This window comes from Alkalibaculum bacchi (assembly GCF_937875145.1).
Classification (GTDB): Bacteria; Bacillota; Clostridia; order Eubacteriales; family Alkalibacteraceae; genus Alkalibaculum; species Alkalibaculum bacchi_A.
In genome coordinates this window covers 1-14,207 of sequence record NZ_CALNCS010000023.1, presented here as the reverse complement: position 1 = coordinate 14,207, position 14,207 = coordinate 1, and the positions used below count along the sequence as shown (strand labels likewise).

Genomic DNA, 14,207 nt, shown 5'->3' with positions numbered 1-14,207 from the left:
GAAGATATACTAGGCACCTCTTCAATAATTTTTTTAGTCAAAAGGCCATCTTTACCTGCACGCATCAAGCTCTCAAAGACAAGGGGCCCCTGATAAGCTCCAGATATCATCTTCTCAAACAATTGATTTCCTGGATCATTTGACTTTTGATCTAAACTTTCATCTATAGCACCTCTAAATAGAGGACTATATCCCCCGGATTCAATATTTATCAAGGTATGACCTTCTTTTTTGCTAAGAAGTTTATCTTTTAATACATTCTTACTCTTTTCCATGTAGCAAGTATTGGTTCCTGTGCCAAGTATTAAACCTATAAAGGTATCATATTTATAGGTTTGAGAAACACCTATTCCGCTAAGTAATACAGCTGTTGTATCGTTTAATACTGCTACCTTTTTATTGCCTTCATATCCTCCTTGACATAAATAATAATTGAGGGTTTCTCCCAATATAGTAGATTCAATATCTGTAATTTTTAATTCTTTTGTCATAGACAAGACTTTGCCATCTGTATTAGAAAGTATTTCAACTGGATAAGAAAAACAAAAACCAATTTTATTGCTTTTGTTTATTATGGGCGAGATGTATTGGACAATGATTTTAAAAAATTCATCTCTAGAAATAACTTTATCTGCCCCTGGCATAGGATAGATCTGTAGATCCTCTACAAGAATTTTATCTTCTTTAATTGTTACTACTGCCCTTCTAAAATTCGTCCCACCTGCATCTAAAACAATGATAGGTTCTCCATAGGAAAAGGTAGAGAAAGGGTCTATATAAGTAGGTATCATCTTTAATGAAGACTGGCTACTTAAGCCTTTTATCATTTGATTTGCAAATTGGCTAGCCTCTTTTTCAAAATCAATATCTTCATAGCTCATTTTATAATCTTTTAAAAACTGAGATACTTCTTTTCTTATTTTCTCGATATTCATTTTAAAGCCCTCTTTATAACGGTAGTTGAACGGTTGTTAAACTATTGTTAAACGGTTGTTAAGCAATTGTTTAACCATTGTTCAACCATCGTTCAACCATTGTTCAACCATTGTTCAACCATTGTTCCATTATTGTTCAAGCGCTTGCGCCAACTGCTGAAAGGCTTTCTCCAAAATAGCCCTAGGGCAGGCTATGTTTACTCTTTGAAAGTTCTCTCCGTCTTTTCCAAACATTGTTCCACCATCTAGCCACAGTTTTGCTTTATTGACGATTAATTCCTCAAGTTCCTGTTCAGATAATCCTAAGCCTTTACAGTCTAACCAAACCAAATAAGTTCCTTCTGGTTCCACTAACTTGATTTGAGGTAAATGTTCTGCTAAAAAGGATTTAATAAAAGACAAGTTTTCAGAAAGATATTCTTTTAGCTCTTCTAACCACTTTCCACCATATTCGTAGGCTGCTTGACAGGCAATAAGTCCCATAGTATTCAACTGGCTATACCCTGTTCTATCAATTTCCTTTATAAAAGCGTATCTAATATCTTTATTGGCAATAAATATATTAGATACTTGTAAACCTGCTAGATTAAAGGTTTTGCTTGGTGCTGTGCAGATGATGGAGTTGTCTAAGAACTCTGGTTTTAGATTTGCAAATACATGATGCTTATGGCCTTTGTAAACAAAATCAGCATGAATTTCATCTGCAACGACAATAACATTATGTTTTACACATATATCCCCAAGCCAAATAAGTTCTTCTTTTGTCCATACCCTACCTACAGGATTATGAGGACTACACAGTATGAATAAGCGAACATTATTTTCTACAATCTTTTTTTCGAAATCTTCTAAATCCATATGATAGGATCCATTTTTATAGATTAATGAATTATTAATTAATTTACGATTATTAGCTTGTATGGATTCAGAAAACGGATAGTATACCGGTTGTTGAATGATTATAGCATCCCCTTCTTTTGTCAGCGCCCGGACAGCAGTAGAAATAGCATAAACTACTCCAGGAGTTTTTACTAGCCAATCTTTTTTAATCTCAAAGTCAAAGCGAGATGAATACCAATCATATAGTGTTTCAAAATACTCATTCTTCGTATCAGAATACCCAAATATGCCATGTTCACTTGATTTTACTAATGCTTCCGTCACTGCTGGAGGTACTCTAAAGTCCATATCTGCTACCCATAATGGCAAGATATCCTCTGGCTTTCCTCTTTCTACTGCAAAATCGTATTTCAGGCTATTGGTATTTTTCCGATCGATAACTTCATCAAAATTATATGTCATTTTAATCCTCCTAACGAATAACTACTATTGAATCAATAATATTAAACTTATTTGTATAGTATGTATTAAGTTTACCTATATTAATTATTCTTGTCAATTTAAACTTTATGTTCTAAATTATGTACTTTCATTATTTCTATATTACTATTCACATTTACATTTTATTTTAATATGATATATTAACCCGACATAAGAAGCCTTATTGTACTTAGACTCTCTTTTGAGTCTAAAATTTTCTTAGGAGGTTCCTATAAATAATGGATAACAGACAAAAAGCTGTACTAAACGATTTTCGAGAAGCTATAAAAGGAAATCCAGGTGCTAATATGCAACAGTGCATGCAAGGGGTACTAGGAGCTATGCAATCACTTGGCGATCTTAGATTCGCTATAGAATTCGAATGCGGAGGCTGCTGCAAAACAGTATCTGCAGAGCTAGGAGACGTAGATTTTTTTGATTTCTTTGATGGCGTTCTCCTTATATTTGGAGATTTAAAACTTAAAGAATGCTGTGACAAAGTTTCAAAAAAAGATATATTCTTGATCATCATTCCATTGGATAAAATTAGCTCTTTTGAAGTTTTTGAAAGATCTTGCTATTGTCCCATAGCAGAAGCATAAAGAGCGCTTACAGTACTCTAGTTCTAAGCTCTAAGTAGAACCTTCAAGGTTATCAATGATAAGAGCTCCAGGCGACATATTCAAATGTTTCCTGAAGCTCACTAGTATGGAAATGTTTAGCGGAACGGTGAGGGCACCGTTCCCTACTTATTGAGAAGCGCTAGAAGTGCGCCTAAAGGCGAGGCAATGCTCTCCTTTCCGTTTTACACTTTCTGCATTCAGCTTTTACACCATTAACTTAATCATATTATTTGTAAACTCTACCGGGTCCTCTATTGCCAAGCCTTCAATCAGCAATGCTTGATTGTACAATACCTTTGTATACAAGTCTAATTTTTCTTTGTCCTTTTCAAAGGCATCCTTTATCTTAGCAAAGATTTCGTGGTTACCGTTAATTTCAAGAACTTTCTCTGCTTTTATACTTTGACCTGTTGGCATTGCATTTAGGGTTTTTTCCATTTCTATAGTTACATCCCCTTCATTGGTCAAGCATACAGGATGATTTTTTAGTCTTTTAGATATTTTCACTTCTTTTACTTCTTCCTTTAAGACTTCTTTCATGTATTCAAATAGATTTTTATTTTCTTCTTTTTCTTCTGTAGGAGTTGAATCTTCTGTCTCAAATCCTAAATCTTCAGAGGATACAGATTTAAACTCTTTTTCTTCATAGACATTCATCATACGGATTGCAAATTCATCTACATCTTCTGTAAAGTATAGAATTTCATATCCCTTTTCTGCTACAATTTCTGTTTGTGGCAATTTGTCAATTCGTTCTATAGATTCTCCTGCTGCATAGTAAATGTATTTTTGATCTTCAGGCATCCTCTCTACATACTCTTTTAAAGTGACCATTTTCTTTTCTTTAGAAGAGTAGAATAAGATTAAATCCTGTAAGTCGTCTTTATGTGAGCCATAATCGCTGTAAATTCCATATTTTAATTGTCTTCCAAAAGATGTATAGAATTTATCGTATTCTTCTCTAGAATTTTTTAAAATATTTAAAAGTTCGTTTTTAATTTTGTTCTTAATGTTTTTAGCAATAAGTTTTAATTGTCTATCATGCTGTAATACTTCTCTTGAAATATTTAAAGTTAAATCGTCAGAATCTACTAGACCCTTTACAAAACTAAAGTAATCTGGAAGAAGGTCTTCACATTTTTCCATGATAAGTACACCACTTGAGTACAATTCTAAACCCTTCTTAAATTCTTTAGTATAGTAATCAAAAGGTATACTTTCTGGGATGTACAAAATTGCATTGTAGCTTACTGCACCGTCGACACTAATATGAATATGTTTAATTGGTTTATCAAAACCATAGTGTTTTTCATTGTAGAAGTTTTCATAATCTTTATCTGTCAATTCATTTTTGTTTTTTCTCCAAATTGGTACCATGCTATTAATCGTTTGTTCTTCTGTGTAATCCTCGTATTCTCCTTCAGCACCTTCCTTAGGTCTTGAACTTGTTATGTCCATTTTAATAGGATAACGAATAAAATCGGAATACCTCTTAATAATAGCGTTCAATCGGTACTGCTCTAGGTACTCATCGTAATTTTCATCTTCTGAATTTTCCTTTAGCTCTAAGGTAATTTCAGTGCCAACACCGTCTTTCGTTGTTGGCTCAATGAAATAACCTTCTACGCCTTCTGACTCCCACTTGTAAGCTTCATCGCTTCCTAATGATTTACTAATTACTGTAACCTTTTGAGCAACCATAAAAGAAGAATAAAAACCTACCCCAAATTGTCCAATGATATCATGGCCATCTTGGAGCTGGTTACCTTCTTTAAAATCAAAAGAGCCACTTTTAGCGATAACGCCTAAATTCTCTTCTAATTCATCTCTTGTCATCCCTATGCCAGTATCCCTTATGGTTAAGGTTCTATTTTCCTTATCCACATCGATTTTTATATAGTAATCTTCTTTATTAAAGACTAGAGTGTCCTCACTTAGGGTCTTGTAATAAATCTTATCAATGGCGTCACTAGCATTTGATATCAATTCCCTTAAAAAGATTTCTTTGTGTGTGTAGATAGAATTGATCATCATATTAAGTAATTTTTTTGATTCCGCTTGAAATTGCTTTACTTCCATAAAACCGCTCCTTCATATGTTTATTAGCACTCTTATTAATCGAGTGCTAATATTATTTTTACACAAACACTCCCTTCTGTCAATGCTTTTTAGTTCTATGATTTAAGTTCTATGTTCTATGTAAAGGCTTTATGTCACCTTGGTGACTTTGCTTTTACTTAAACACTTAGAACTAGTACAGTAAAAGCTCTGCATTATTGCAGAGCTTTTACTGTACTTACTACATTTTCTACTGTGAAACCGTATTTTTCGATGACTTCTTCACCTTTCGCACTGGCTCCAAATTTGTCTATTGTGATTGTTTTGCCTTCATGTTCAATATATTTATGCCATCCAAAGCAGGAAGCCATTTCGATAGCTACTCTCTTTGTAATGTTTTTGGGAAGGACGGATTCTTTATACTCTTCTGACTGTTCTTCAAAGGATTTAAAAGAAGGTAATGAAACAACTCTCGTATCAATTCCTTGTTTTAAAAGCTCTTCTTGAGCATCCACTGCTAAAGATACCTCGCTACCTGTTGCTATGAGAATCGCATCGATTTTACTCTGTTCCTTAGATATAATATACCCACCCTTTTTCATTTTTTTTCTGCAAGAGCCTTTAAGGGCAGGAAGGTTTTGTCTTGTTAGTAAAATACAAGTAGGTCCACTTTGGCAGGTTAATGCTTGTTCCCAAGCACCCATGACTTCTGTGGTGTCAGCTGGTCTAATAACATCCATATTAGGAATAGACCTCAGCCCTGCAATTTGCTCTACAGGTTCATGAGTTGGGCCATCTTCTCCAACGGCTATAGAATCGTGAGTGAACACAAAAACACTTGGTATACCCATAAGAGCTGCTAATCTTAAAGATGGTTTCATATAGTCGCTAAAAATAAAGAATCCACCTGAGAAACCTTTTAATCCATGAAGTACTAATCCATTCACTGCTGCAGCCATCGCATGTTCTCTAACACCAAAATTAATATTTCTACCTAATAAATTATCTGGTCCAAAGTCTCCATTTATGCCCTTTACTTTAGTCGAAGAAGCTAAATCTGCACTACCACCAATAAGAAGTGGGGTTTTTTCTTGAAGAAGGTTTAAAATATCTCCTGAAGATGCTCTTGTAGCTATAGAAGGCTTTATTTCATAAGAATTAAAAATCTTGTCGAAATCAATATCTAAAGGTTGATTATTTATAAGTCCTTTTAATTCCTTGCCTTCTTGTGGGCGAGATTTTTCGTATTCATCTACTAATTCCATCCATTCTTTGTATGCTTTAATGCCCTTATTTAGATTTTGCTCCGTATAATGATTGTATATATCTTGATCAATAGTAAATGGTTCCTTATCCCATTCGAATGTCTTTCTCGTTGCTACTGTATTTTCTTCTCCTAGAGGAGACCCGTGTGTAGCACTTTTTCCAGCATGTGGAGAGCCATGTCCAATAATAGTCTTTACTTCTATGATGGTTGGCTTTGAATTATTTCCTTTAGCTTGTGTAATAGCCTTATCGATGTTTTCGTAATCTTCGCCATCTTCAACCTTAATATAATTCCAGTTCATGGCTTCAAATTTACCTTTTACATCTTCAGAACTTGCTAAATTAACTGGTCCATCTAATTGAATATCATTAGAATCAAATAAGAGAATTAATTTATCTAAAGCTAAATGACCTGCCAAACTAATGGCTTCTAAAGCCACGCCCTCTTGTAAATCTCCATCTCCACATAATACATAAGTATAATGATCTATTACTTTTTTGTCGTTTTTATTAAAAGTCGCAGCCAGATATTTTTCTGCTATAGCAAGTCCAACTGATGTTGCAATTCCTTGTCCTAATGGTCCTGTAGTAGATTCTACACCAGGAGTATGGCCGTATTCTGGATGACCTGGCGTTTTTGATCCCCATTGTCTAAAATTCTTTAACTCTTCCATTGGAAGGTCGTAGCCATTTAAGTGAAGTGCAGAGTATAACAAGGCTGAACCATGTCCAGCAGACATGATAAAGCGATCTCTATCAAACCATTTTGGATCTTTGGGATTAAACTTTAAATGTTTTGTAAATAACGTATACATTATTGGAGCTGCACCTAAAACAATTCCAGGATGTCCACTGTTTGCCTTGTTAATCATGTCTACTCCTAGAATTCTCATAGCATTAATTGCTTTTTTCTCCATTTCATCACCTCGAGGTTTATTTTCTTTTCTTGTTATTTATACCCCTTTGTTTGTAAATTATTCTTATTAAGATTTTATAGAAAGTAAATTATCTTAAGAATTAGTAGATTTGCTCACATAAATTAGGACATTTTCGTGCTTACACGAGAAAAGAGGATGATTTTTATGAGCAGGTGCCAACGACCCAAACTACGAAGCAATCTGCAACTTATTTATGATATAATGTATTTTACTGCATTAGATTGCTAAATTTAAAATGGAAGGATTTAAATTTTATGAAAAAGAAGGCTTTAAAAGCTGCCTTTCCCCATACAATTCCTGTGTTAATGGGATATCTTTTCTTGGGAATGGCTTTTGGAATACTAGTAAGTAGTAGCGGATACCATTATATCTGGGCAATTATTATGAGCATTTTTATTTATGCAGGAAGCATGCAATTTGTTGCAGTAGGCTTGATTACTAGCGAATTTAATATAATCGGGACCATTCTTATTACGCTTATGGTCAATGCAAGGCACTTATTTTACGGTTTATCTATGTTGACTCGTTTTCCTAAAATGGGGAAGTTAAAGCAGTACATGATTTTTTCTTTAACAGATGAGACTTTTTCTCTTCTTTGTTCCGCAAAGGCCCCAGATGATGGAGATGATAACTGGTTTTATCTATTTATTTCATTATTAGACCATTTTTATTGGGTTTTAGGCTCTGCCATAGGTGGAATACTAGGTTCACTTTTCACCTTTGATACTACAGGTATCGATTTCGTCATGACAGCTCTATTTGTGGTAATTTTTATCAACCAATGGAAGTCTACTACAAATCATAGACCTGCACTAATAGGCGTATTTACAAGTATTATTTGCTTAATTCTATTTGGAGCAGACAATTTTATTATACCTTCTATGATCGGAATCTTACTGGTTCTTACATATGCAAATAAACCTGTTAGAGAAAGGATTTCATAAATGCTGACAATTAGACAATTAATCATCACCATAGCTTTGATAACTCTAGTAACTTATTTGACGAGAGCAATCCCCTTTTTTCTTTTTCCAGAAAATAAAGAAACGCCAAAATATATAGATTATTTAGGACAAGTACTTCCCTATGCTATTATGGGTATGTTAATCATTTACTGTCTAAAAGGTGTAAGCGTAACGACATCACCTCATGGTATTCCCGAGCTTATTTCAATAGCATTTATCACCCTATTACATTTATGGAAAAATAATACTCTAATAAGCATTGGTGGAAGTACGGTGTTGTATATGTTCCTAGTGCAGACTGTATTTTGAGTTCTAAGCGAAATCACCTGGCCACCTCGTATATTTATTCTTATACAAAATAATTATGTTTAGCCAATAATTTAGATGGGTATCATTATTACGAACCATTACATTAAGGAGGATTATATAATGAAAAAATGGAAATGTAGAGTATGTGGATATATCCATACAGGCCCTAATGCACCAGAAAAATGCCCAACTTGTGGCGTAGGTAGCGATAAATTTGATTTAATGCCAGAGGAAGTGCAACAATCCGAAAAAGAAAAACAAGCTATTCAAAATGTATTATTCAATTGTACTTATGGTTTATACGTTATAACATCTTTTAATAAAGATAATAAAATAAACGGTATGACTTCTAATAGCTTTGTTCAAATGACAGATACTCCAATGCAAGCCGTTATTGGAATTAATAAGAACAATTTAACAAGTGATTATATCTTAGAGTCTGGTGTATTTGCTGTAAACTTCTTAGGCACAGATAATCACAATGAAGTAAGAAGATTTGGATATAGCTCTGGAAGAGATGTAGAAAAGTTTAAAAATGCACAATATAAACGTTCAAAGAACCTAAAATTACCTGTTTTAACAAATGCCATCGGATATGTAGAATGTGAAATACAAAAGGATCGAACACAAGATTTAGGATCACATAATCTATTTGTGGTTAACGTTATAGGCGGAGAAATTTTCGAAGCAAAAGACCCTATGAGTTATGCATATTTTAGAGCAACAAAGTAGAAAACCTCTACGATTTTTAACAACAATCAACAGCTATCAGACTAAGATTTGTAGGTGAAAAATTCACCTTCATATAAAATAGTAGTTAAGCCAAATGTAGAACTTTCCTTTTACAATGAAAAAGTAAGAATTCAAATTGAATTCTTACTTTTTCGCTTTTTGACTTTGATTTCTTCTTCTCTAGTCAGAATTTATATATTATCAGAATAATCTATTTTGCTTTCTTGATTATAATACGCAGTAGAATAGGTTGTATAGCCTCCTGCTAAGTTACGAGGAGAAAATCCATTGTGTTTGAGTATATTATAAGCTGTCCAAGAACGGACTCCCACTGCACAATAAACCACAATAGCTTTAGTCTTATCCAATTCATTAAGTCGACCTCGGAGCTCGTCTACAGCGATATTGATGGAATTTGGAATAAAACCAAAATTTCGCTCTACAGGTGTTCTTACATCTAATATCGTGTACTCATTTAAATCTAATTCTTCTATTTCATAATATTGAATCACATCCATATTCCCTGATAAATGGTTTGTAGCTATGAAGCCAGCCATATTAACAGGGTCTTTTGCAGAGGAATATGGGGGTGCATAGGCCAATTCTAATTCTTTTAAACTTTCCACCGTTGCCCCAAAGCGTATTGCTGTTGCAATGACGTCAATTCTCTTATCTGTACCAGCACCACCAACTCCTTGAGCACCTAGAACTCTTCCAGTTGGTAGTTCATAGATGAACTTCATATGAATAACTTGAGATCCTGGATAATAGCCTGCATGATTAACAGGATGTAAGTGGATAGACTGGTAATCCCTACCGTAAACTTTTCCTAATTTCTTTAGGGTTTTTTCATTGGTTCCTGTACTAGAAACGGTCATATCAAAGATTTTTGCTACAGAAGTTCCCTGAGTTCCCTTGTACTCTTCTCTATACCCTGCGATATTGTTCGCTACAATTCTACCTTGTTTATTTGCTGGACCAGCTAAAGGAACCATTGTATTTACATTGTTTACAAAATCTTTGACCTGTATCACATCTCCCACGGCGTAAATATGCGGATCTGATGTTTTCAAATATTCATTTACTACAATGCCACCTCTATCATTTAGTTCCAAACCTGCATCTTTTGCAAGCTGACTGTTTGCTTTTATACCAATGGATAAAAGCACTAAATCAGAGACTATTTCCCTTCCTTTACTTGTAACAACTATCGTTTTGTCGCCCTCAGATCGAAACTCTTTGACGCCATCCTCTAAAATCAGTTTAATACCCTTATCTTCCATGTAACGATGAAGGAATTGAGCCATTTCAAAATCTACAGTAGGCATGACTTGATTTGGTCTTTGGATTATATGAACATCTAAACCAAGCTCACAAAAATTTTCCGCCATCTCCACTCCAATAAAGCCTCCACCAACAATACTGACTTCCTTTATATTTTCCTTAGACAGATAATCTTTAATATCATCCATATCTGGTATATTCCATATCGTAAAAATATTTTTCTCATTGATACCTGGTATGGCAGGTATTTGGGGAGAAGAACCTGTTGACAAAATGAGTTCATCATAGCTTTCATCATATATATTCCCTGTGATGGTGTTTTTTACAGATACTTTTTTATTTTCTTTGTCTATTGAGATCACTTCATTATGAACCCTTACATCAATATTAAACCTCGTCTTCATCGCTTCAGGAGTCTGCAACAATAATTTTTCTCTCTTTTTTATTACCTCTCCTATATGATATGGCAAGCCACAATTGGCAAAAGAAATATACGGTCCTCTTTCAAAGAGTATAATTTCTATATTTTCATCTAGCCTCCTAAGTCTAGCCGCTGCACTAGCTCCACCTGCAACACCGCCTACAATTAAAACCTTTTTATTCATCACAATACCCTCCTTATTTTCTTTTAAATTTTCGAACTTGTCCTTGGAAGTTCTTTCGGTTTTTATACACTTGCCTTTTTAATTTTAAATCCTTAAAAAAATCTTCATAGAAAAAGAGGAAGAAGTTTATAAGTGAAAAAACAGCAAAGATTTTTAGTGGAACAGCTCCAAATAGAATAGTCATAGCAAAGAGAAACCAATTCAAATAAGCCAAGTACTTCATTTTAATTGGTAAAACTCCAAATAATAATATTTCATGCTCAGGATAAATTTGCGCAAAAGCTAAGAATAATGATAAGTTAAGATAGGTCGATGTAGCAGGATATTCTGTAATAAAAGACCCAATAATTGCTCCCATCATACCAAAGAGGTAGTAAATATTAAATCGGGCAGTTCCCCATTCATTTTCTAATGAAGATCCTATCATATAATAAAAGTATAGAACAAATAAGATGAATATAACACCTGCACTTGGTGGAATAAAAATAAAAGTAATCATTCGCCAAATTTGCCCTTGTAAAAATAATGAGGGTAAAAAATACAAATAACCTACAATATTGGGAACTAAACCTAAATACTGTATTACAAAGACAGCAAAATTTATGGATACTATGTACACCATTAAATTGTGAATGGCAAAGGGTCTCCATTTTCTCTCTAATTTATTTTTCCAATCCATAGGCAACACCTTCTTTCTATGTATTATTATACTATAAAAAAGAAAAAAACACAGGTAATCAATAAATATGGACTTACGTCACAATGAACAATGAACACCAAGAATTTTATATTCGTACTATTCCATGTCCTGTGCTCATCTTTCATTAAAATTTACCGTGGTTAAACAAGAAAAAATTACTTGTTAACAAAAATATAGCGTAAAATAATAGAATCCTTCAGCTAAAACCTTAAAGATGGTAGCATAACAACTAGAGTTATTTTATGTATATATTATTTTTTAAAAAAGAAGATGCAGTCTATATTCTGCACCCTCTTTTGCTTTATTGGAAAGTTTGTTTTGTAGTAATATCTCTTAGTGTATCTCCAGCTTCACTTTTCTTACCTCTTGTTTGTGAGAGATCTGCTAGTGAAACCATACCTACAATTTTATTTCGTTCTACAATAGGTATTCTCTTTACTTGACGTTCAGACATTACTCTAGCTACATCATCCACATTTGATTCTGGTGCAGCTGTAGCAATATTTGTAGTCATAATATCACTACACCTCATTTGACCAGGTTGATCTGCTTCAGCTACATCTCGTAAAACAATATCTCTATCCGTTATAAGGCCTACAATATTTTCGTTATCTTCAACAGCTACTGCACCAACACCTGCTTGTTTCATCTTATTTGCAGCTTCTGAAACTAAGGCGTTTTTTTGAACAGTGATTACCTTTTTAGTCATAATATTCTTTGCTTTCATTTACTTCAGCTCCCTTCACATATAGTATGTGATGAAAGAATTTTTTCATTACAAGCAAAATTTTCATTTAAAAAAAGTATGTAAAACCTATGCCACCAGAAGTGACGTTTTGGTTTTGCTTACCACATTAATCACAATATAAACTTCTCAATAGCCACTGCAACTCCATCTTCTAGATTGGTCTTTGTAACAAAATCTGCTTTTCTTTTCACTTCATCGTCTGCGTTCCCCATAGCAACGCCTATTCCGGCGTATTGAATCATTTCAATATCATTATAATTATCTCCTATGGCCATAATATTACCCGATGCAATATTGTATCTTTTGGCTAAATGTTCTAGGGCGTGACCTTTACTTACATTTTTATTAATAACATCCATTGATTTTGGCATAGAAGATACGCAGTAGACACCTCTTATTTCATTTAGTTTACGAATGAGTTCATCATAGCGTTTTTGATAAGTTTCCTCTTGTACAAGAAACATCTTTAAAATATCTTCTCCCTCTCGAAAAATTTCTAGGGGATTTGAAATAACCTTTACTTTTATCTGCTCTTCAGGTTTTTGACCTTTATTCCAATTCATAAAGTCCTGTACAGCTTTGTTTTCTTTTTTAGAATAATAGACTTCATCTCCGTACATGCGATAATAAATATCATCATAATCGATGAGTAAATTAGTAGCTTCTTCAAGGGCATCTCTAGGAATAGAGCACTTATAAAGATTTTCATCATCTTTGCGAATTAGAGCGCCATTGCTAGAAATAATTGGTGTTTCAATTCCCAATAACCTAGTGTACTGTCTAGCAGAAGAATAAATTCTTCCAGTAGAGATCACTATTTTAACGCCCTTTTCTGCCGCAGCTAATACCGCTTCCTTTACTCTAGGCCTAATTTCATTTCTAGAATAAAGCAAAGTCCCATCCATATCTATTGCAATTAATTTAATATCCATATTATTACTCCTCATTTATAAGTCATCAATCTCCAGCCATTAGTGACCAGTTCGCATGAATCCTTTTTTGGTCTTTTAGCTACCGTAGATAGCTTTTAGGCTGATAGCTGGTTGTCACGGCTTCATTTCTTCTTTGCTATTTCCATTATCTTATCCATTTTTTCTAAAATCTTGTCGTAGGATTCTCTTCTGTGGGGGATGTTGCAGTTTGTACAGTTTTTTATGCCCTTTTCTGTGTACGAAAAATTTCCACCACATTGATCTCCTAATGCATATAAGGGACAATAACAAAATATGCAGTTGAAATCTTCTGGAGAATTTACTTTATGACATGGAAAGTACTCACATTCTTTATGAGAAAAAAATCTGAAATTTTCTGTCTCTATATCTTTTCTTACTTTCATTTTGCACCTTCTTTTTAATTAATCAGACCTTCTCAGATGTCCTATGTGCCTCTAACAATGGGCTTAATATAAGCTAATATCCTTTTGTAGTGATTTCTTTTATTTTGCTTATATTAATATTATAATGAATATTCAGAATATTAACAAGGGTTGTGACGATTAGAAGCAAGAGGTAAGAGGTTAGATATTGGACTTTTATTCGTCTATAGATGAGTTATGATTTTGCTTACTGTCTTACCATCTATTAAAAAATCCGCTGAAAGAATCAGCGGATTTTTTTAATCTAAATAAACAGGTGCTACATGTCTGCCTACCTTTAAACCTTCAAAATAATCAGTTATAACTTGTCGTGCTCCATTATTTCGCACTTCGAAGTGTACATGAGGTC

Annotated in this window: 13 protein-coding genes; 4 read left to right on the top strand and 9 right to left on the bottom strand. The window is 33.8% G+C overall.

The window, feature by feature from the left end; translation table 11 throughout:
- Positions 1-935, bottom strand: a 935-nt coding sequence (locus Q7P22_RS01860) for a hexokinase (protein ID WP_369695475.1), incomplete at its 3' end; no start/stop codon positions are given.
- Between the two features lie 129 nt (positions 936-1,064).
- On the bottom strand, positions 1,065-2,237 hold the full coding sequence (locus tag Q7P22_RS01855; protein ID WP_303859971.1) for a MalY/PatB family protein: 1,173 nt from the start codon (positions 2,235-2,237) through the stop codon (positions 1,065-1,067).
- A gap of 257 nt (positions 2,238-2,494) precedes the next feature.
- On the opposite strand from Q7P22_RS01855, the gene Q7P22_RS01850 reads away from it, so the two are divergent.
- Positions 2,495-2,857: a hypothetical protein gene (locus Q7P22_RS01850; RefSeq protein ID WP_303859970.1), complete on the top strand. Its 363-nt coding sequence runs from the start codon at positions 2,495-2,497 to the stop codon at positions 2,855-2,857.
- 225 nt (positions 2,858-3,082) lie between these two features.
- Here the strand turns inward: Q7P22_RS01850 and htpG are convergent, their stop codons facing one another.
- Both htpG and tkt read right to left on the bottom strand, forming a co-directional pair.
- A complete protein-coding gene (gene htpG, locus Q7P22_RS01845) occupies positions 3,083-4,957 on the bottom strand; it encodes a molecular chaperone HtpG (protein ID WP_303859969.1) in 1,875 nt (624 codons plus the stop codon).
- Between the two features lie 194 nt (positions 4,958-5,151).
- Positions 5,152-7,119 (bottom strand): transketolase, encoded by a 1,968-nt coding sequence (tkt, locus tag Q7P22_RS01840; RefSeq protein ID WP_303859968.1) that lies wholly within the window; start codon positions 7,117-7,119, stop codon positions 5,152-5,154.
- Positions 7,120-7,394: 275 nt separating this feature from the next.
- Between tkt and Q7P22_RS01835 the strand changes: the two genes are divergently transcribed.
- The 3 genes from Q7P22_RS01835 (at position 7,395) to Q7P22_RS01825 (ending at position 9,146) form a co-directional block, all read left to right on the top strand.
- Positions 7,395-8,084, top strand: coding sequence for an AzlC family ABC transporter permease (locus tag Q7P22_RS01835; protein WP_303859967.1), 690 nt, complete (start codon positions 7,395-7,397; stop codon positions 8,082-8,084).
- Positions 8,085-8,414 (top strand): branched-chain amino acid transporter permease, encoded by a 330-nt coding sequence (locus Q7P22_RS01830; RefSeq protein ID WP_303859965.1) that lies wholly within the window; start codon positions 8,085-8,087, stop codon positions 8,412-8,414.
- Positions 8,415-8,534: 120 nt separating this feature from the next.
- Positions 8,535-9,146, top strand: coding sequence for a flavin reductase (locus Q7P22_RS01825; RefSeq protein WP_303859963.1), 612 nt, complete (start codon positions 8,535-8,537; stop codon positions 9,144-9,146).
- A gap of 191 nt (positions 9,147-9,337) precedes the next feature.
- On the opposite strand, the gene Q7P22_RS01820 is transcribed toward Q7P22_RS01825, so the two are convergent.
- The 5 genes from Q7P22_RS01820 to Q7P22_RS01800 form a co-directional block, all read right to left on the bottom strand.
- A complete protein-coding gene (locus Q7P22_RS01820; RefSeq protein WP_303859961.1) occupies positions 9,338-11,035 on the bottom strand; it encodes an FAD-dependent oxidoreductase in 1,698 nt (565 codons plus the stop codon).
- 13 nt (positions 11,036-11,048) lie between these two features.
- Entirely contained in the window at positions 11,049-11,714 is a 666-nt protein-coding gene (locus Q7P22_RS01815) for a rhomboid family intramembrane serine protease (RefSeq protein ID WP_303859959.1), read from the bottom strand.
- Between the two features lie 322 nt (positions 11,715-12,036).
- Complete coding sequence (locus Q7P22_RS01810) at positions 12,037-12,462, bottom strand: CBS domain-containing protein (RefSeq protein ID WP_303859957.1); 426 nt, start codon at positions 12,460-12,462, stop codon at positions 12,037-12,039.
- A gap of 131 nt (positions 12,463-12,593) precedes the next feature.
- Complete coding sequence (locus tag Q7P22_RS01805; protein WP_303859955.1) at positions 12,594-13,415, bottom strand: Cof-type HAD-IIB family hydrolase; 822 nt, start codon at positions 13,413-13,415, stop codon at positions 12,594-12,596.
- Between the two features lie 122 nt (positions 13,416-13,537).
- Positions 13,538-13,819: a cysteine-rich small domain-containing protein gene (locus tag Q7P22_RS01800; RefSeq protein ID WP_303859953.1), complete on the bottom strand. Its 282-nt coding sequence runs from the start codon at positions 13,817-13,819 to the stop codon at positions 13,538-13,540.
- Positions 13,820-14,207: the final 388 nt, after the last annotated feature.